The following is a 560-nucleotide window of genomic DNA, read 5'->3' as shown; positions in this document are numbered from 1 at the left end:
GTGGACAAGCCGTTTTTGATGCCGGTAGAGGATGTATTCTCTATCACCGGACGTGGAACGGTAGCAACCGGACGTATTGAGCGTGGGGTGCTGAAGATCAACGATGAGATTGAGATTGTAGGAATTGTAGAAGAGCCGATGAAAACGGTAGTAACCGGTATTGAGATGTTCCGTCGTATGCTCGACCAGGGACAGGCCGGAGATAACGCCGGGATTCTTCTTCGAGGAATTAACAAAGAGCAGCTGCAGCGCGGAATGGTGTTGTGTAAGCCGGGCTCGATCACCCCGCATAAGAAGTTTGAGTGCGAGGTGTATGTATTGAGTAAAGATGAAGGTGGACGACATACGCCATTCTTCAAAGGGTATCGCCCGCAGTTTTATTTCCGAACCACCGATGTGACCGGAGCCTGTGAGCTTCCAAGCGGAGTGGAGATGGTGATGCCGGGAGACAATGTGAAATTAGACGTGGAACTCATCCAGCCGGTAGCGATGGAAGAGGGACTGCGCTTTGCAATTCGCGAAGGTGGCCGTACTGTTGGCGCCGGAGTGGTAACTAAAAT

1 protein-coding gene is annotated in these 560 nt (G+C 51.6%); it reads left to right on the top strand.

Annotation, left to right across the window (positions count from 1 at the left end; translation table 11 throughout):
• Nucleotides 1-560: EF-Tu C-terminal domain-related protein (locus tag ACFSVN_RS05005; protein ID WP_390299520.1), on the top strand; the 560-nt coding region annotated here is incomplete at both ends.

It is taken from the genome of Gracilimonas halophila (genome assembly GCF_042684365.1).
Lineage (GTDB): Bacteria > Bacteroidota > Rhodothermia > Balneolales > Balneolaceae > Gracilimonas > Gracilimonas halophila.
The sequence above is the reverse complement of the archived record's forward strand: the minus strand, read 5'-3'. Positions and strand labels throughout refer to the sequence as shown.